The sequence below is a fragment of the Superficieibacter sp. BNK-5 genome, assembly GCF_047456055.1.
Taxonomy (GTDB): Bacteria; Pseudomonadota; Gammaproteobacteria; order Enterobacterales; family Enterobacteriaceae; genus Superficieibacter.
This window is the reverse complement of record NZ_CP179893.1, coordinates 4575560-4593205: the sequence shown is the minus strand read 5'-3', so window position 1 is coordinate 4593205 and position 17646 is coordinate 4575560. Positions and strand designations below refer to the sequence as shown.

Genomic DNA, 17646 nt, shown 5'->3' with positions numbered 1-17646 from the left:
CTTGTATCCTGAACAGATAGCTGATTAGCTGTCAGCTATCTGAAACGGGAGAAGCTTGTATCCGGCCTGAAGACACCGATCTTCCGATGTAGCTTAAGCCTCCCGTTTCACCTTTCACGTCACTCAAAATCCGTACGGTAACCAGAAGCACTGACTTCGTATGTACAAGGCTGGAATGGCGTGTTGGCTCAGGTGAAAGGAGGTGTTCTGTGTGTACTCTTGGTATTGACGTCAGTAAAAATAAAATCGATCTTTGTCTGCTTGTTGCCGGCCCCGGCGGCAAAAAAAACACAAGGTTCTGAACAATGAACCCGCCGTGGCCCGCAGGGTTGTCGACTGGCTGAACGCACAAAAATGCGTTCCGGGAAGCGTGACAGTCGTGCTGGAAGCGACGGGTATCTATCATGAAAATCTGGCGTATGGCCTCCATGAGGCTGGCGTCAGAGTCTGCATGGCCAACCCACATCGTGTCCGCGAATTTGCCTGCGGGATGGATATCCTCAACAAGAATGATGCTGTCGATGCATTCGTACTGGCCTGTTATGGCGCGCTGAAACACCCGAATATCTGGGTTCCGCCTTCACCCGAAGTGCGCAAGCTGCGGGCTCTGCTGCGGCAGCGGGATGCCCTGAGAGAGGATGTGCAGCGTACGGTGAACCGGCTGGAAAAAGCGACTTCAACGTCCACACCACGGGAAGTCATCCTTTCACTGGAGCGGACGAAAAGCTGGCTGAATGACGAACTGGCCCGGATAGAAAAGCTCATAACCGATCATACGGATAACGATCCGGGGCTGAAGGCCGATCTTGATTTACTGAAATCGATCAAGGGTGTGAAAGATCAGGTCGGGCGGGAAATGCTGGCACTGCTGAAGGACGGAACGTTCAAAAGCGCCTCACAGGCGGCGGCGTATCTGGGGATCACCCCGGTAGAGAAAACATCGGGAAGCTCAGTACGTGGCAGACCGCATATGTCAAAAACAGGACCGTCAGGTGTGCGGGCCAAGTTGTACGTGGCAGCCCTGAGCGCGAGCCGCTGGAACAGGCAGGCAAAGGCTGTCTATGAAAGGCTGGTCGCGAAAGGCAAGGCAAAGAAAGCCGCGCTGGGGGCCGTCATGCGCAAGCTGGTGCATCTGTGCTTCGGCGTGTTAAAAACGCGGCTTCCCTGGGATGAAAATTATGCAGCTACCGCTTGACGTTCAAGACGGTAGCTACGGTATATTACTCAGACTTACGCCTGCAATTAAGTTTGTTTAAGGCCGCATAACGCGAGCACACCATGTAGGCCGGGTAAGCGCAGCGCCACCCGGCATCGTGTGCACCGCGTCTATGCGGTGGCCGGGTAAACACAACGTTTCCACGACGCCTGCCCTGTTACAGCGGTGAATCCTGGCTAATCTCATCCAGCGACAAATGAAAGCTCGGCACAAACACCTGCATAAAGTAATCCATCTCTTCGCTGCGGCGGGTCTCCAGCGTTTTTTCCAGCCGGCCTTTCGCCAGCAAAAATTCGTTATTACCCGCCGATAACTCTTCAAGACATTTTAAATACGCGCACAGCGCATCGGCCTGCTTGACGATGGACCGCTCTTCCTCGCTGTACTGATGCTCATCAATCAGCGGGGCAAAAATATCGCGCAGCTCCTCTGGCACCATATCCACCAGTTTTTGCTGGGCGATCTTTTCAATCGCTTTATACTCCTGGGCAATTTGCGAGTTGAAGTACTTCACTGGGGTCGGTAAATCGCCGGTCAGCACCTCGGATGCATCGTGGTACATCGCCAACAGCGCAATGCGCTCGGGGTTCAGCGTGCCGTTAAACTTGCGGTTTTTGATCGCCGCCAGCGCGTGAGCAACCATCGCAACCTGTAAACTATGCTCAGAGACGTTCTCGGTGCGCACATTGCGCATCAGCGGCCAGCGGTTGATTAACTTAAGGCGAGAGAGGTGGGCAAAGAAATGACTCTGGCTCATGGTGACCCTTTTGAACAACAACAGTAAAGGGCATTGTGCGCTGAGATGACCGCCGGATGCAAACCCCGGCGGCCAGAGAAGGCAAAATTAAAGCTGATGGTAGCCGGAAAGGAAACGGCTAAATTTGGCGAGCGACATTTCCAGTTCGTCCACGCGCGGCAGCGTCACGATACGGAAGTGATCCGGCCACGGCCAGTTAAAGGCGGAGCCTTGAACCAGCAGCACTTTTTCCTGTAACAGGAAATCGAGTACCATGCGCTGATCGTCATGAATATTAAAGCGTTTGGCATCAATTTTCGGGAACATATACAGCGCGCCTTTCGGCTTAACGCAGGAGACGCCAGGAATATCGTTAATCAGTTCCCAGGCCCGGTTGCGCTGCTCGTAAAGCCGTCCGCCTGGCAAAATAAATTCACTGATGCTTTGATAGCCGCCGAGCGCGGTCTGAATGGCGTGCTGCGCCGGAACGTTGGCGCACAGACGCATGGAGGCCAGCATCTCCAGACCTTCGATATAGCCTTTAGCGTGTTTCTTCGGTCCGTTCAACACCATCCAGCCCTGACGGAAACCCGCCACGCGGTAGGTTTTCGACAGCCCGTTAAAAGTGATGGTCAGTAGATCCGGAGCCAGCGGGGCAATAGAGTGATGCTCTGCCTCGTCGTAGAGGATCTTGTCGTAAATTTCATCAGCAAAGATAATCAAATTATGCTGACGCGCCAGTTCGACGATCTCCAGCAGCAGCTCTTTTGAATACACCGCGCCGGTTGGATTATTCGGGTTGATAATCACAATTCCGCGGGTGCGCGGGGTGATTTTGGCGCGAATGTCGTCGAGGTCCGGGAACCAGTCAGAGGATTCGTCGCAAATATAGTGCACCGCTTTACCGCTGGAGAGCGCGACAGCCGCCGTCCACAGCGGGTAATCCGGAGCCGGAACCAGCATCTCATCGCCGCTATTGAGCAGCGCCTGCATAGATTGCACAATCAGTTCAGACACACCGTTGCCGATATAAATATCCTCAACGGTGACGTCGCGCATTCCGCGCGCCTGATAGTGCTGCATAATGGCTTTACGTGCAGAATACAGCCCTTTTGAATCGCAGTAGCCCTGCGCGGTCGGCAGGTTGCGGATCACGTCGACCAGAATTTCATCGGGCGCTTCAAAACCAAAAGGGGCCGGATTACCAATGTTAAGCTTCAGAACTTTATTACCCTCTTCCTCAAGACGTTTTGCCTCTTTCAGAACCGGGCCACGAATGTCATAACAGACGTTATCTAATTTGCTGGATTTTTCAATGGGGGACATGAACCTTGACCTTTTAGCGATGAGTACCACTCCCTGCCGTGGAAGCGTCACCGAATAATGTACTCCCCATAGGGCGTTTTTTGAAGGGTCGGTAGATGAAGATTTTGCGAAATAGCGGTTTTCGCTCCGCGCATTCTTGCTGCTTTACATCACATAAACGCTATTAACCTTTAATCTAATAGCAAAGAAGGCGATTTATGCCTGAGGTTCCGCTTACGGAACTCTATTTTATGCTAAAAATGGGCAGCTAACGGGACTCATAGGCCCTCTGAGGCGAGCGCATATCTTCTGTACTGCCGGATGGTGTCATTTATTTATCCAAGCAATATATCGCTAATAAATGAAACCTCTTGTGTGAATTTGATGTTAAATATTGTTAATAAAGTATTCTCTGGATAATTAAAGGTTCTTTATTATTTATGAGTCAGCTAACCCAAATGTTAATTGAATAAAAACGAATTGATACCTTGAAAAAGATCTTTGTAAGATTATTCGTAGATGCTCTTATAACCGAAGAATTTTTCGGTTAAGATACCCGGATGAATAGTCTGGAGGCGTGCCAGTCGCGGCCATGACCTTCATGTGAAAATGCTTTATTACGTTGTTATTGCTTATGTTTCGTTTGCATTATAGTAAGGGATAACGTGCGAAATTGTCACAAACCTTATTGCACGGGAGTTTGAAGGCAGCAAGTATTTATGGCTGACGTTATCTATAAATGCTCTGCGTGAATATTCTTTCTTACTATTGCATTTCAAAATATAGCCAGGGAGCCTGCTGAGTGTTAGCAGGTATGTATTTGCAATAACGCTCGTTCAGATCCCCTGTGCAGGACAAACCTGCCGGTGGGTATAAATGGAATTGCCTGACTCTTTGAGCACAGCATCAATCCAGGCAGGTCAGTTGCGAGCAGCCTGTAAGTGGAAAAATATGATTAACGCAAATCGTCCGATAATTAATCTCGACCTCGATCTGCTGAGAACCTTTGTGGCGGTCGCCGATTGCAATACCTTTGCAGCGGCGGCTATCGCGGTTTGTCGAACTCAGTCTGCCGTCAGTCAGCAGATGCAGCGGCTCGAACAGTTGGTCGAAAAAGAGCTTTTTGTTCGTCATGGTCGTAATAAGCTGCTCACCGAACAGGGGATCCAGCTTTTAGGTTACGCACGCAAAATCCTGCGTTTTAACGATGAAGCGTGTTCCTCGCTGGTATTCAACGATTTACATGGGGAGTTGACCATCGGGGCATCCAGTGAATCTGCTGATATCCTGTTGCCGTTTTTGCTCAACCGTATTAGCTCAGCCTGGCCGCGGCTGACGCTGGATATTCGTATAAAGCACAATTCGACTCTCGTTGAAATGATGGAAGGCCAGGAAGTCGACCTGATGTTGACGACCGAGCGCCCGGCACAGTTTGCCTGCCAGATGTTACGGACCTCTCCGACGCTGTGGTATTGCGCGGCGGAATTTATGTTACAGAAATCGGAGCCGATCCCGCTGGTCATCCTCGATGAACCCAGCCCGTTTCGGGAAATGGCGATTCGCACGCTGGATGAGGCGCAAATCCCATGGCGGCTTGCCTATGTTGCCTCCACGCTGTCTGCGGTCAGGAGCGCGGTAAAAGCCGGGCTGGGCGTCACGGCGCGACCGGTTGAAATGATGGGGCCGGAGCTGCGGGTATTGGGTCGTGCCGATGGATTACCACCATTACCGGATACGGATTATCAACTGTGCTATAACCCGTACAGTACCAATGAACTGGCGCATGCTATCTTCAGAACGTTGTATGATGCTCAGCGTCCCTTGCTCAGTCCGCTAGCTACCTATGAAGGGGGAGAGAAAAACCTCGTCATTGAAGAGGATATTGACTAGCGGTTTCGCCGTTATCCAGTAACAAATTGTAAATGTAAAAATAAACCGCAGACGACAGAAAATGTCTCTGTGGTTTATTTTTTGAACAATTCTCGTCGCACACCGCAGCTGTTATTACCTGGTTTTCCCACTATTCAGGCAGTTAACTCCTTGTTTAATCATTACTGTCCAATACCCCTTCTTCTCATCAGACTATTGGCGAATGTTAAAAATTACTGCGAATTTGTTGCCTTTTTTAGGGTTGGATTAACAAAAGCGTGTCACAGATCAAGAAAATACTCCTCATTAGGGGGAGGCATTACGGCAAAATCCTGTCAAAATAGGAGGGTAATACATTTCTCTGCGCTGACGGACACGATTCAACAGCACTAAACCCTGACAATGAACCCGGTTTCTTTCAGGGGAAAAGGCACTTAATGTTAATGAAACGTGTTTGATGTGAATTAATGTGAAGAAACTTTTGTTAAAGTTGACAAAAGGTTATAGAAAGGAGTAAAAAACCACATCATTTAGCGGTTTTAATATTTTCGCAGTAAATGTATGGTTTTTTATTCCTCCCCATGAACAGATGTGGCGCTCACCTGCCGTTAAGAGCAGGGGTTTTAGTGCTACCTTTTGAGCTAAGCAATGCGTATGTCAACATCCACTGAAGTCATCGCTCATCACTGGGCATTCGCTGTATTTCTCGTCGTTGCCATCGGCCTGTGCTGCTTAATGCTGGTTGGCGGCTGGTATCTTGGCGGTCGCGCCCGTGCCAGGCACAAAAACACCCCCTTTGAATCGGGTATTGATTCGGTCGGCACCGCCCGACTGCGCCTGTCCGCCAAGTTCTACCTGGTCGCAATGTTCTTCGTTATCTTTGACGTAGAAGCCCTTTATCTCTTTGCATGGTCGACCTCAATCCGCGAAAGCGGCTGGGTAGGTTTTGCAGAAGCTGCAATTTTTATTTTAGTGCTGCTGGCTGGCCTGGTTTACCTCGTTCGTGTGCGTGCGCTGGACTGGACGCCTGTACGTTCGCGCCGTGAACTGATGAACCCGGAAACAGACCGCACTAATCGTTAACGCCAGAAGCGAGGCAATAAGATGGATTATACGCTCACCCGCATAGATCCTAACGGTGAGAACGACCGTTACCCCCTGCAAAAACAGGAGATTGTCACCGATCCCCTCGAGCAGGAAGTTAACAAAAGCGTGTACATGGGCAAGCTTGAGCATGCCCTGCATGACATGGTGAACTGGGGCCGTAAAAACTCAATCTGGCCTTACAACTTTGGCCTGTCCTGCTGCTACGTAGAAATGGTGACGTCATTCACTGCGGTGCATGACGTTGCGCGTTTTGGTGCAGAAGTTCTTCGCGCCTCGCCACGTCAGGCGGATCTCATGGTGGTGGCGGGAACCTGCTTTACCAAGATGGCCCCGGTCATTCAGCGTCTGTACGATCAGATGCTGGAGCCGAAGTGGGTCATTTCCATGGGTGCCTGTGCCAACTCTGGTGGCATGTACGATATCTACTCGGTCGTTCAGGGCGTCGATAAATTTATCCCGGTGGATGTGTATATCCCCGGCTGCCCGCCGCGTCCGGAAGCCTACATGCAGGCACTGATGCTGTTGCAGGAGTCGATTGGCAAAGAGCGTCGTCCGCTGTCATGGGTGGTCGGCGATCAGGGCGTGTACCGCGCCAACATGCAGTCGGAGCGCGAGCGTAAACGCGGCGAACGTATTGCAGTGACCAATCTGCGGACGCCTGACGAGATTTAATTTGCGCCTGTCGGCAGAGGACTACATCTTCGCATAGTAAAACAAATAGCGCGAAGCTCTGCCGGACAGTCACCACGGACCATTTGCAATGGTGAACATTATGACCGATTTAACCGCGCAAGACGCTGCATGGCAGACCCGGGACCATCTCGATGACCCGGTCATTGGCGAACTGCGCAACCGTTTTGGGCCGGATGCCTTTACCGTTCAGGCGACCCGCACCGGGATTCCCGTTGTGTGGGTTAAGCGTGAGCAGTTACTGGAAGTGGGCGATTTCTTAAAGAGACTGCCAAAACCTTACGTCATGCTGTTTGACTTACACGGCATGGACGAACGTCTTCGCACGCACCGTGACGGGTTACCCGCCGCGGATTTTTCCGTTTTCTACCACCTGATTTCCATTGAACGCAATCGCGATATCATGCTCAAGGTGGCATTGTCCGAAAACGATCTGCGCGTGCCGACGTTTACCAAACTTTTCCCTAACGCCAACTGGTACGAGCGTGAAACCTGGGAAATGTTCGGTATCGATATCGAAGGCCACCCGCACCTGACGCGCATTATGATGCCGCAGACCTGGACCGGCCACCCGCTGCGTAAAGATTATCCGGCGCGCGCCACCGAATTCGATCCGTTTGAACTGACCAAAGCCAAACAGGATCTGGAAATGGAAGCGCTGACCTTCAAGCCGGAAGACTGGGGGATGAAACGCGGTACTGAGAATGAGGACTTCATGTTCCTCAACCTCGGTCCGAACCACCCGTCCGCGCACGGTGCTTTCCGTATTATCCTTCAGCTTGATGGCGAAGAGATTGTCGACTGTGTGCCTGACATCGGCTACCACCACCGTGGCGCTGAGAAGATGGGTGAGCGTCAATCCTGGCACAGCTACATTCCGTATACCGACCGTATTGAGTACCTCGGCGGTTGCGTTAACGAAATGCCTTACGTGCTGGCGGTAGAAAAACTGGCGGGCATTAAGGTGCCGGAACGCGTTGACGTCATCCGCGTCATGCTCTCTGAGCTGTTCCGTATTAACAGCCACCTGCTGTATATCTCGACCTTTATTCAGGACGTCGGCGCGATGACGCCGGTGTTCTTTGCCTTTACCGACCGTCAGAAAATCTACGATCTGGTGGAAGCCATTACCGGCTTCCGTATGCACCCGGCATGGTTCCGCATCGGCGGCGTGGCGCACGATCTGCCGCGCGGCTGGGATCGTCTGCTGCGTGAATTCCTCGACTGGATGCCGAAACGTCTGGCGTCCTATGAGAAAGCGGCGCTGCGCAACACCATTCTCAAAGGCCGTGCTCAGGGCGTGGCCGCTTACGGTGCCAAAGAGGCGCTGGAGTGGGGCACTACTGGTGCGGGCCTGCGTGCGACCGGCATTGACTTCGACATTCGTAAGGCGCGTCCTTACTCTGGCTACGAAAACTTCGACTTTGAAGTTCCGCTCGGCGGCGGGGTTTCCGACTGCTATACCCGCGTGATGCTGAAAGTGGAAGAGCTGCGCCAGAGCCTGCGTATTCTTGAGCAGTGCCTCAATAACATGCCGGAAGGCCCGTTCAAAGCGGATCACCCGCTGACCACGCCGCCGCCGAAAGAGCGCACGCTACAACATATCGAAACCCTGATCACCCACTTCCTGCAGGTGTCGTGGGGGCCAGTCATGCCCGCCAACGAATCCTTCCAGATGATCGAGGCGACCAAGGGGATCAACAGCTACTACCTGACCAGCGACGGCAGCACCATGAGCTACCGCACCCGCGTGCGCACCCCAAGCTTTGCGCACCTGCAGCAGATCCCCTCGGCGATCCGCGGTAGCCTGGTGTCGGATCTGATCGTTTATCTGGGCAGTATCGATTTTGTTATGTCAGACGTGGACCGCTAATTATGCACGAAAATCAACAACCACAGACCGAGGCTTTTGAGCTGAGTGCGGCAGAACGTGAAGCAATTGAACATGAATTGCATCACTATGAAGATCCGCGTGCAGCGTCCATTGAAGCGCTGAAAATCGTTCAGAAGCAGCGTGGATGGGTGCCGGATGGCGCGATCTACGCCATTGCTGAAGTCTTACAAATTCCGGCCAGCGACGTGGAAGGCGTGGCGACGTTTTACAGCCAGATCTTCCGTCAGCCGGTGGGCCGTCACGTGATCCGCTACTGCGACAGCGTGGTTTGCCATATCACTGGCTATCAGGGCATTCAGGCTGCGATTGAGAAAAAACTCAATATCAAGCCGGGCCAGACCACCTTTGACGGGCGTTTCACTCTCCTGCCGACCTGCTGTCTGGGCAACTGCGACAAAGGCCCGACCATGATGATTGATGAGGACACTCACAGCCATCTGACGCCGGAGGCGATCCCCGATTTGCTGGAGCAGTATAAATGAAGAACATTATACGCACTCCCGAAACGCATCCGCTGACCTGGCGTCTGCGTGACGACAAGCAGCCGGTATGGCTGGACGAATATCAGAGCAAAAACGGCTATGAGGGCGCGCGTAAAGCGCTCTCGGGTATGGCACCTGACGATATCGTCAACGCGGTAAAAGAGTCTGGCCTGAAAGGCCGTGGCGGCGCGGGCTTTTCCACCGGCCTGAAGTGGAGCCTGATGCCGAAAGACGAATCCATGAACATCCGTTACCTGCTGTGTAACGCCGATGAAATGGAGCCGGGCACCTATAAAGACCGCCTGCTGATGGAGCAGCTGCCGCACCTGCTGGTGGAAGGCATGCTGATCTCCGCATTCGCGCTGAAAGCGTACCGCGGCTATATCTTCCTGCGCGGCGAATATATCGAAGCGGCGGAAAATTTGCGTCGCGCGATTGCCGAAGCCACCGAAGCGGGCTTGCTGGGCAAAAATATTCTCGGCACCGGTTTTGATTTCGAACTGTTCGTGCATACCGGGGCAGGGCGCTATATCTGCGGTGAAGAGACCGCGCTGATTAACTCCCTGGAAGGCCGTCGCGCCAACCCGCGTTCCAAGCCGCCGTTCCCGGCGAGCAGCGGCGTGTGGGGCAAACCGACCTGCGTGAATAACGTTGAAACCCTGTGCAATGTGCCGGCGATCCTTGCCAACGGCGTGGAGTGGTATCAGGGCATTTCAACCAGCAAAGACGCGGGCACCAAACTGATGGGCTTCTCCGGCCGGGTGAAAAATCCGGGCGTCTGGGAGCTGCCGTTTGGCACCACCGCGCGCGAAATCCTCGAAGAATATGCGGGCGGCATGCGCGACGGGTTGAAATTCAAGGCCTGGCAGCCGGGCGGCGCGGGAACCGACTTTCTCACCGAAGCACATCTTGACCTGCCGATGGAGTTTGAAAGCATCGGCAAAGCGGGCAGCCGTCTGGGTACGGCGCTGGCGATGGCGGTTGACCATGAAATTGGCATGGTGCCGCTGGTGCGCAACCTGGAAGAGTTCTTCGCCCGCGAGTCCTGCGGCTGGTGTACGCCGTGCCGCGACGGTCTGCCGTGGAGCGTAAAAATTCTGCGCGCCCTTGAGCGCGGCGAAGGCCAGCCGGGGGATATCGAGACACTTGAGCAACTGTGTCGTTTCCTCGGGCCGGGTAAAACCTTCTGTGCACATGCGCCGGGCGCGGTCGAACCGCTGCAAAGCGCGATTAAATATTTCCGCGACGAATTCGAAGCAGGCATCAAGCAGACCTTCAGCAATACCCATGTGATTGGTGGTATTCAGCCGAACCTGTTGAAAGCGCGCTGGTGAGTTAACGATTTTTAATTTGGAAGCATGCTAATGGCTACGATTCATGTAGACGGCAAAGAATATGAGGTCAACGGTGCGGACAACCTGCTACAGGCTTGTCTGTCTCACGGCCTCGATATTCCATACTTTTGCTGGCACCCGGCGCTGGGCAGCGTCGGGGCTTGCCGCCAGTGTGCGGTGAAGCAATATCAAAACGCGGAAGACACGCGTGGCCGCCTGGTCATGTCCTGTATGACGCCGGCCTCGGACGGAACGTTTATCTCCATCGATGATGAAGAAGCGAAACAGTTCCGCGAAAGCGTGGTGGAGTGGTTAATGACCAACCACCCGCACGACTGTCCGGTGTGTGAAGAGGGCGGCAACTGTCACCTTCAGGATATGACCGTAATGACGGGCCACAGCTTCCGTCGTTATCGTTTTACCAAACGTACCCACCGCAATCAGGATCTGGGGCCGTTCATTTCGCATGAAATGAACCGCTGCATCGCCTGCTACCGCTGCGTGCGTTATTACAAAGATTATGCCGACGGTCAGGATTTGGGCGTTTATGGCGCGCACGACAACGTCTACTTCGGTCGTCCGGAAGACGGCACTCTGGAAAGCGAATTCTCCGGTAACCTGGTGGAAATCTGCCCGACCGGCGTGTTCACCGATAAAACCCACTCCGAGCGTTACAACCGTAAGTGGGACATGCAGTTTGCGCCAAGCATCTGTCAGCAGTGCTCGCTGGGCTGCAATACCAGTCCGGGTGAGCGTTACGGCGAACTGCGTCGCATCGAAAACCGTTATAACGGCACCGTGAACCACTACTTCCTCTGCGACCGTGGTCGTTTTGGCTACGGTTACGTGAATCTGAAAGACCGTCCGCGTCAGCCGGTGCAGCGCCGTGGTGCGGATGTCATCACTCTCAACGCCGAACAGGCGATGCAGGGCGCGGCGGATATTCTGCGCCAGTCGAAAAAAGTGATTGGTATCGGCTCCCCACGCGCCAGCGTTGAAAGTAACTTTGCGCTGCGTGAACTGGTCGGTGCGGAAAACTTCTATACCGGCATCGCACGTGGCGAACAGCAGCGTCTGGAACTGGTACTGAAAGTGTTGCGCGAAGGCGGCATCCGTACCCCGGCGCTGCGTGAAATCGAATCTTACGATGCGGTGCTGATTCTGGGCGAAGACATCACCCAGACCGGCGCACGCGTCTCGCTGGCCGTGCGTCAGGCAGTGAAAGGTAAAGCGCGCGAAATGGCAGCGGCTCAGAAAGTCGCCGACTGGCAGATTGCTGCCATCCTCAATATCGGCCAGCGGGCGAAGCATCCGCTGTTTGTGACCAACGTCGATAACACCCGTCTGGACGACATCGCGGCATGGACCTATCGTGCTCCGGTGGAAGATCAGGCGCGCTTTGGCTTTGCTATCGCCAACGCGCTGGACAGCAACTCTCCGGCGGTAGAAGGTATCGATCGCGATCTGCAAAACAAGATTGACGTCGTGGTACAGGCCCTCGCGGGGGCGAAGAAACCGCTGATTATCTCCGGGACTAACTCGGGCAGCGCGGATGTGATCCAGGCGGCGGCCAACGTGGCGAAAGCACTCCAGGGGCGTGGCGCGGACGTGGGCATCACCATGATTGCGCGCGCGGTTAACAGCATGGGCCTCGGCATGATTGGCGGTGGCTCGCTGGACGACGCGCTGGACGAGCTGGAATCCGGCGCGGCAGACGCGGTAGTGGTACTGGAAAACGATCTGCATCGTCACGCCAGCGCTGCGCGCGTGGATGCTGCGCTTGCCAAAGCACCGCTGGTCATGGTGGTTGACCATCAGCGCACCGCCATTATGGATTATGCGCATCTGGTTCTGCCTGCGGCGAGCTTCGCCGAAAGCGACGGCACGGTCATCAACAACGAAGGCCGCGCGCAGCGCTTCTTCCAGGTTTACGATCCGGCCTATTACGACAACAGCACCATCATGCTGGAAAGCTGGCGCTGGCTGCATTCGCTGCACAGTACGGTTGAAAATCGTGAAGTGGACTGGACGCAACTTGACCATGTCATTGACGCGACCATCGCGGCGATGCCGCAACTGGCAGGCATTAAAGATGCTGCGCCGGATGCCGCGTTCCGCATTCGCGGGCAGAAACTGGCGCGTGAACCGCATCGCTACAGTGGCCGCACGGCGATGCGCGCCAACATCAACGTGCATGAACCGCGTCAGCCGCAGGATAAAGACACCATGTTCGCCTTCTCCATGGAAGGGAACAACCAGCCGTCCGCGCCGCGCTCGCAAATTCCGTTTGCGTGGGCACCGGGCTGGAACTCCCCGCAGGCGTGGAACAAATTCCAGGCCGAAGTGGGCGGACATCTGCGTCACGGCGATCCAGGCGTGCGTCTGATCGAAGCCTCCGAAACGGGTCTGGATTTCTTTGCCAGCGTACCGGAAAGCTTCCAGGCGGAAGAGGGGAAATGGCGTATCGCGCCTTACTACCATCTGTTCGGCAGCGACGAAATGTCGCAGCGTTCGCCGGTGTTCCAGCAGCGTATGCCGCAGCCTTATATTCGCCTGAATCCGGCGGATGCTGCCAAACTTGGCGTTAACGCCGGGGCCAATGTCTCCTTCAGTTATGAAGGCCAGACGGTCAGCCTGCCGGTGGTGATTGCCGAAGGATTGACGGCAGGGCAGGTGGGCTTACCGATGGGGATGCCGGGTATCGCCCCGGTACTGGCGGGCGCACGTCTTGAGGATCTGCGGGAGGCACAAGCATGAGCTGGTTAACACCGGAAGTTATTGACGTTCTGTTAAGCATCCTGAAAGCGGTTGTGATCCTGCTGGTCGTTGTGACCTGCGGCGCGTTCATGAGCTTCGGCGAACGTCGTCTGCTCGGTCTGTTCCAGAACCGTTACGGACCGAACCGCGTGGGCTGGGGCGGTTCGCTCCAGCTGGTCGCGGACATGATCAAGATGTTCTTTAAAGAAGACTGGATCCCGAAATTCTCGGACCGCGTCATCTTTACCCTGGCACCGATGATCGCCTTTACCTCGCTGCTGCTGGCCTTTGCTATTGTGCCGGTCAGCCCAAGCTGGGTGGTGGCCGACCTGAATATCGGGATTTTGTTCTTCCTGATGATGGCGGGTCTGGCGGTTTATGCGGTGCTGTTTGCCGGCTGGTCCAGTAATAACAAATACTCGCTGCTCGGTGCGATGCGTGCTTCCGCACAAACCCTGAGCTATGAAGTATTTCTGGGATTGTCGGTGATGGGCGTGGTGGCGCAGGCCGGTTCATTCAATATGACCGACATCGTTAATAACCAGGCCGACATCTGGAACGTGATCCCACAATTCTTTGGTTTTGTGACCTTTGCCATCGCGGGCGTGGCGGTCTGTCACCGTCACCCGTTTGACCAGCCGGAAGCCGAGCAGGAACTGGCCGACGGTTACCACATTGAATATTCCGGTATGAAATTCGGTCTGTTCTTTGTGGGGGAATACATCGGTATCGTTACTGTATCGGCGATGATTGTCACCCTGTTCTTCGGGGGCTGGCAGGGCCCGTTCTTACCGCCATTCATCTGGTTCGCCATCAAAACGGCGTTCTTTATGATGATGTTTATTTTGATCCGCGCATCATTACCGCGTCCACGTTATGACCAGGTAATGTCTTTCGGCTGGAAAATTTGCCTGCCGCTGACGCTGATCAACTTGCTGGTAACGGCGGCTGTCATTCTCTGGCAGGCGCAATAAGGGGCTTATAGACCATGACCTTAAAAGAATTAGTAGTGGGCTTCGGCACCCAGGTTCGCAGTATCTGGATGATCGGCCTGCACGCCTTCGCTAAACGCGAAACGCGCATGTATCCGGAAGAGCCGGTATATCTGCCGCCGCGCTACCGTGGCCGTATCGTGCTGACGCGCGATCCGGACGGTTCAGAGCGCTGCGTTGCCTGTAACCTGTGTGCGGTAGCCTGTCCGGTAGGCTGTATCTCGCTGCAAAAAGCGGAAACCAAAGATGGCCGCTGGTATCCGGAATTTTTCCGTATCAACTTCTCGCGCTGCATTTTCTGCGGACTGTGTGAAGAGGCCTGTCCGACCACGGCGATCCAGCTGACGCCGGACTTCGAGCTGGGCGAGTACAAGCGTCAGGATCTGGTGTTCGAAAAAGAGGATCTGCTGATCTCCGGTCCGGGTAAATACCCGGAATATAACTTCTACCGGATGGCAGGTATGGCAATCGACGGCAAAGATAAGGGCGAAGCGGAAAACGAAGCCAAGCCTATCGACGTCAAAGGCCTGTTACCGTAAGGAGAGGGGCAATGGAGTTCGCTTTTTATATCTGTGGCCTGGTTGCCATCCTGACGACGCTCAGAGTTGTTACGCATACCAATCCGATCCATGCGCTGCTGTATCTGATTGTGTCCCTGCTGGCGATTGCGGGGGTTTTCTTTTCCCTCGGCGCGTATTTTGCCGGGGCGCTGGAGATCATCGTTTACGCCGGCGCCATTATGGTGCTGTTCGTTTTCGTGGTGATGATGCTCAACCTGGGCGGTTCTGAAATCGAGCAGGAGCGCCAGTGGCTGAAGCCGCAAATCTGGGCAGGCCCGGCTGTGTTATCCGCGATACTGCTGGTGGTGATGATTTACGCCATTCTGCACGTTAACGATCAGGGTATCGACGGCGCGGCAATCAGCGCGAAAGCGGTCGGCATTACGCTGTTTGGCCCTTACGTTCTGGCGGTTGAACTGGCTTCTATGCTGCTGCTGGCTGGTCTGGTGGTGGCTTTCCACGTCGGGCGCGAAGATCGCGCGGGCGAGGTGCTGAGCAACCGTCCGAATGACAGCGCAAAAAGAAAAACGGAGGAGCACGCATGATCCCCTTACAACATGGGCTGATCCTTGCAGCCATTCTGTTTGTGCTGGGTTTAACCGGGCTGGTCATCCGCCGCAATCTGCTGTTTATGCTGATTGGGCTGGAGATCATGATTAACGCTTCCGCGCTGGCCTTTGTGGTGGCGGGAAGCTACTGGGGCCAGACCGATGGTCAGGTGATGTACATTCTTGCCATCAGCCTTGCGGCTGCCGAGGCGAGTATTGGCCTGGCGCTGTTGCTACAGCTCCATCGTCGCCGCCAGAATCTGAACATCGATTCAGTAAGTGAGTTGCGTGGATGAACATGCTTGCCTTAACCATTATTCTGCCATTGATTGGCTTTCTTCTGCTGGCATTCTCACGTGGACGCTGGTCTGAAAATCTCGCGGCCACGGTTGGCGTAGGGTCTATCGGCCTTGCGGCGCTGGTTACCGCGTTTGTCGGTATGGATTTCCTGAATGGCGATCGTACCCCGTTCAGCCAGCCGCTGTGGACCTGGATGTCGGTCGGTGATTTCAATATCGGTTTTAACCTCGTGCTGGACGGCCTGTCGCTGACCATGCTTTCGGTGGTAACCGGCGTCGGCTTCCTGATCCATATGTTCGCTTCCTGGTATATGCGCGGGGAAGAGGGCTACTCCCGCTTCTTCGCCTACACCAACCTGTTTATCGCCAGCATGGTCATTCTGGTGCTGTCCGATAACCTGCTGCTGATGTATCTCGGCTGGGAAGGCGTGGGCCTCTGCTCCTATCTGCTGATCGGTTTCTACTATACCGATCCGAAGAACGGCGCGGCAGCGATGAAAGCGTTCGTGGTGACGCGCGTCGGTGACGTGTTCCTCGCCTTCGCACTGTTCATTCTCTATAACGAACTGGGTACGCTGAACTTCCGCGAAATGGTCGAACTGGCACCGCAGCACTTCGCCAACGGCAGCACTACGTTGCAATGGGCGACGCTGATGCTGTTGGGCGGCGCGGTCGGTAAATCGGCACAATTGCCGTTGCAGACCTGGCTTGCTGACGCAATGGCCGGTCCGACGCCGGTCTCTGCGCTGATCCACGCCGCGACGATGGTCACTGCGGGCGTGTACCTGATCGCACGTACTCACGGCCTGTTCCTGATGACCCCGGAAATCCTGCATCTGGTTGGCATCGTTGGTGCGGTGACGCTGGTGATGGCGGGTTTTGCCGCGCTGGTACAGACCGACATCAAACGCGTGCTCGCCTACTCCACCATGAGCCAGATTGGCTACATGTTCCTGGCGTTGGGCGTTCAGGCGTGGGATGCGGCGATTTTTCACCTGATGACCCACGCGTTCTTTAAAGCGCTGCTGTTCCTGGCGTCCGGTTCGGTGATCCTGGCCTGCCACCACGAGCAGAACATCTTTAAAATGGGCGGCCTGCGTAAGTCGATTCCGCTGGTCTACCTGAGCTTCCTGATTGGTGGCGCGGCGCTGTCGGCGCTGCCGCTGATTACCGCAGGCTTCTTCAGTAAGGATGAAATCCTCGCAGGTGCGATGGCCAACGGTCATCTCAACCTGATGGTTGCCGGTCTGGTCGGGGCGTTTATGACCTCGCTCTATACCTTCCGGATGATTTTCATTGTTTTCCACGGTAAAGAACAGATCCACGCCCACGCAGGGAAGGGGATCACGCACCATCTGCCGCTGATCGTGCTGATGCTGCTGTCCACTTTCCTCGGCGCGCTGATTGTGCCGCCGTTGCAGAATGTGCTGCCGCATACCACTGAGATGGAGCACGGTCGGGTACTGACGCTGGAGATCACCTCAGGCGTGGTGGCGATTGCCGGTATTCTGATTGCTGCCTGGCTGTGGCTGGGTAAACGCACGCTGGTGACTTCAATTGCGAACAGCGCGCCGGGCCGCTTCTTCGGCACCTGGTGGTTCCATGCCTGGGGATTTGACTGGCTGTACGACAAAGTATTCGTTAAGCCGTTCCTGGGCATCGCCTGGCTTATCCGTCGCGATCCGCTGAATGCGCTGATGAACATCCCGGCTATCCTTTCCCGCTTTGCAGGTAAAGGACTGCTGTTCAGCGAGAACGGTTATCTGCGCTGGTACGTGGCGTCGATGAGCATTGGCGCAGTCGTGGTGCTGGGCCTGTTGATGGTATTGCGTTGAGTTGAGACTTTGGGATGGTCGG

Annotated in this window: 14 protein-coding genes and 1 pseudogene; 13 read left to right on the top strand and 2 right to left on the bottom strand. The window is 54.8% G+C overall.

The genetic code is table 11. From position 1 onward, the window contains the following. The first annotated feature begins 209 nt into the window (after nt 1–209). Nucleotides 210–1195, top strand: a pseudogene (locus ACMGGS_RS21955) (IS110 family transposase). Nucleotides 1196–1373: 178 nt separating this feature from the next. Here the strand turns inward: ACMGGS_RS21955 and yfbR are convergent. Together yfbR and alaA are read right to left on the bottom strand one after the other, a co-directional pair. After that, nucleotides 1374–1973, bottom strand: a complete 600-nt coding sequence (yfbR, locus tag ACMGGS_RS21950) for a 5'-deoxynucleotidase (RefSeq protein ID WP_176920342.1) — start codon at nt 1971–1973, stop codon at nt 1374–1376. Between the two features lie 87 nt (nt 1974–2060). Beyond that, nucleotides 2061–3278, bottom strand: a complete 1218-nt coding sequence (gene alaA / locus ACMGGS_RS21945; RefSeq protein WP_414164367.1) for an alanine transaminase AlaA — start codon at nt 3276–3278, stop codon at nt 2061–2063. 930 nt (nt 3279–4208) lie between these two features. Between alaA and ACMGGS_RS21940 the strand changes: the two genes are divergently transcribed. The 12 genes from ACMGGS_RS21940 (at nt 4209) to nuoL (ending at nt 17624) form a co-directional block, all read left to right on the top strand. Further along, on the top strand, nt 4209–5147 hold the full coding sequence (locus tag ACMGGS_RS21940) for a LysR family transcriptional regulator (protein WP_414164366.1): 939 nt from the start codon (nt 4209–4211) through the stop codon (nt 5145–5147). Between the two features lie 627 nt (nt 5148–5774). Then, the gene (nuoA, locus tag ACMGGS_RS21935; RefSeq protein ID WP_103674371.1) at nt 5775–6209 is read left to right on the top strand and encodes an NADH-quinone oxidoreductase subunit NuoA; all 435 of its coding nucleotides are present in this window, start codon (nt 5775–5777) and stop codon (nt 6207–6209) included. A gap of 21 nt (nt 6210–6230) precedes the next feature. Beyond that, nucleotides 6231–6905 (top strand): NADH-quinone oxidoreductase subunit NuoB, encoded by a 675-nt coding sequence (gene nuoB, locus ACMGGS_RS21930; RefSeq protein WP_002913178.1) that lies wholly within the window; start codon nt 6231–6233, stop codon nt 6903–6905. 88 nt (nt 6906–6993) lie between these two features. Then, the gene (gene nuoC, locus ACMGGS_RS21925) at nt 6994–8796 is read left to right on the top strand and encodes an NADH-quinone oxidoreductase subunit C/D (protein WP_414164365.1); all 1803 of its coding nucleotides are present in this window, start codon (nt 6994–6996) and stop codon (nt 8794–8796) included. A 2-nt stretch (nt 8797–8798) separates the two neighbouring features. Beyond that, nucleotides 8799–9299, top strand: coding sequence for an NADH-quinone oxidoreductase subunit NuoE (nuoE, locus tag ACMGGS_RS21920; protein WP_103674369.1), 501 nt, complete (start codon nt 8799–8801; stop codon nt 9297–9299). Then, on the top strand, nt 9296–10633 hold the full coding sequence (gene nuoF / locus ACMGGS_RS21915) for an NADH-quinone oxidoreductase subunit NuoF (RefSeq protein ID WP_414164364.1): 1338 nt from the start codon (nt 9296–9298) through the stop codon (nt 10631–10633). The genes nuoE and nuoF overlap by 4 nt, the downstream gene beginning before the upstream one ends. Nucleotides 10634–10663: 30 nt before the next feature. Then, nucleotides 10664–13390, top strand: a complete 2727-nt coding sequence (nuoG, locus tag ACMGGS_RS21910) for an NADH-quinone oxidoreductase subunit NuoG (protein ID WP_414164363.1) — start codon at nt 10664–10666, stop codon at nt 13388–13390. Next, nucleotides 13387–14364 (top strand): NADH-quinone oxidoreductase subunit NuoH, encoded by a 978-nt coding sequence (gene nuoH / locus ACMGGS_RS21905; RefSeq protein WP_176920348.1) that lies wholly within the window; start codon nt 13387–13389, stop codon nt 14362–14364. The genes nuoG and nuoH overlap by 4 nt, the downstream gene beginning before the upstream one ends. Before the next feature lie 14 nt (nt 14365–14378). Then, nucleotides 14379–14921, top strand: coding sequence for an NADH-quinone oxidoreductase subunit NuoI (nuoI, locus tag ACMGGS_RS21900; protein WP_103674365.1), 543 nt, complete (start codon nt 14379–14381; stop codon nt 14919–14921). 11 nt (nt 14922–14932) lie between these two features. Continuing rightward, entirely contained in the window at nt 14933–15487 is a 555-nt protein-coding gene (gene nuoJ / locus ACMGGS_RS21895; RefSeq protein WP_414164362.1) for an NADH-quinone oxidoreductase subunit J, read from the top strand. Then, a complete protein-coding gene (gene nuoK, locus ACMGGS_RS21890; protein WP_049841347.1) occupies nt 15484–15786 on the top strand; it encodes an NADH-quinone oxidoreductase subunit NuoK in 303 nt (100 codons plus the stop codon). Before nuoJ ends, nuoK begins: the two co-directional genes overlap by 4 nt. Next, nucleotides 15783–17624, top strand: a complete 1842-nt coding sequence (gene nuoL / locus ACMGGS_RS21885) for an NADH-quinone oxidoreductase subunit L (protein WP_414164361.1) — start codon at nt 15783–15785, stop codon at nt 17622–17624. The genes nuoK and nuoL overlap by 4 nt, the downstream gene beginning before the upstream one ends. The last annotated feature ends 22 nt before the right edge of the window (nt 17625–17646 follow it).

Coding starts and splice junctions, on each gene's coding strand:
- nuoJ (WP_414164362.1), top strand. CDS start 14,933: ATGGAGTTCGCTTTTTATATCTGTGGCCTGGTTGCCATCCTGACGACG.
- nuoI (WP_103674365.1), top strand. CDS start 14,379: ATGACCTTAAAAGAATTAGTAGTGGGCTTCGGCACCCAGGTTCGCAGT.
- nuoB (WP_002913178.1), top strand. CDS start 6,231: ATGGATTATACGCTCACCCGCATAGATCCTAACGGTGAGAACGACCGT.
- yfbR (WP_176920342.1), bottom strand. CDS start 1,973: ATGAGCCAGAGTCATTTCTTTGCCCACCTCTCTCGCCTTAAGTTAATC.
- nuoE (WP_103674369.1), top strand. CDS start 8,799: ATGCACGAAAATCAACAACCACAGACCGAGGCTTTTGAGCTGAGTGCG.
- nuoA (WP_103674371.1), top strand. CDS start 5,775: ATGCGTATGTCAACATCCACTGAAGTCATCGCTCATCACTGGGCATTC.
- nuoK (WP_049841347.1), top strand. CDS start 15,484: ATGATCCCCTTACAACATGGGCTGATCCTTGCAGCCATTCTGTTTGTG.
- nuoG (WP_414164363.1), top strand. CDS start 10,664: ATGGCTACGATTCATGTAGACGGCAAAGAATATGAGGTCAACGGTGCG.
- nuoH (WP_176920348.1), top strand. CDS start 13,387: ATGAGCTGGTTAACACCGGAAGTTATTGACGTTCTGTTAAGCATCCTG.
- ACMGGS_RS21940 (WP_414164366.1), top strand. CDS start 4,209: ATGATTAACGCAAATCGTCCGATAATTAATCTCGACCTCGATCTGCTG.
- nuoC (WP_414164365.1), top strand. CDS start 6,994: ATGGTGAACATTATGACCGATTTAACCGCGCAAGACGCTGCATGGCAG.
- alaA (WP_414164367.1), bottom strand. CDS start 3,278: ATGTCCCCCATTGAAAAATCCAGCAAATTAGATAACGTCTGTTATGAC.
- nuoL (WP_414164361.1), top strand. CDS start 15,783: ATGAACATGCTTGCCTTAACCATTATTCTGCCATTGATTGGCTTTCTT.
- nuoF (WP_414164364.1), top strand. CDS start 9,296: ATGAAGAACATTATACGCACTCCCGAAACGCATCCGCTGACCTGGCGT.